The organism is Pseudomonas sp. RA_35y_Pfl2_P32 (assembly GCF_963970735.1).
Classification (GTDB): domain Bacteria; phylum Pseudomonadota; class Gammaproteobacteria; order Pseudomonadales; family Pseudomonadaceae; genus Aquipseudomonas.
Genome location: NZ_CAXAQF010000142.1, coordinates 1 through 591 on the forward strand (window position 1 = coordinate 1; position 591 = coordinate 591).

Here is a 591-nt window from a genome sequence, read left to right on the forward strand (position 1 = left end):
TCGGATAATGGATCACCGTGCCGATCCCCTCCCCGCTCAGTCGTTCAACGAACGCGGCACGGTCAGGTTGGCGCACAACATACAGATGCCACACCGGGTCGGCCCAGTTCGGCACAAATTGAAAAGTCAGGCCCGTTGCGGCAAGCCCGGCCGTGTAGTGGGCGGCAATATCACGACGCCGCGCATTGTCGGCATCGAGCCGTGCGAGCTTCACGCGCAGAAACGCGGCATGAATCTCGTCCAAGCGGCTGTTATAGCCGATTACCTCATTGTGATATTTCACCTTTGAGCCGTAGTTGCGCAATGCCGCCACCTTGTCGGCCAACGCATCATCGCCGCAGGTGATTCCGCCGCCATCCCCCAGAGCGCCGAGATTCTTGCCGGGGTAGAAACTCCACGCGACCAGTGACTGTTCCGCACCAAGTCGTCGTCCCTGATAGCGAGCACCCTGGGCCTGCGCACCGTCTTCGAGCACACTAAGGCCATGGTGCCGGGCAATATCCCGAATGGGATCGAGATCGGCAGGCTGCCCATAAAGATGGACGGGTAGGATCACGCGAGTGCGCGGCGTTATCGCAGCCGCGATACGCG

The 591-nt window shown here is 60.9% G+C and carries 1 protein-coding gene; it reads right to left on the reverse strand.

The window, feature by feature from the left end:
* The coding region (locus AACY45_RS27530; RefSeq protein ID WP_339548613.1) for a DegT/DnrJ/EryC1/StrS family aminotransferase at nt 1-591 on the reverse strand (591 nt) is incomplete at both ends.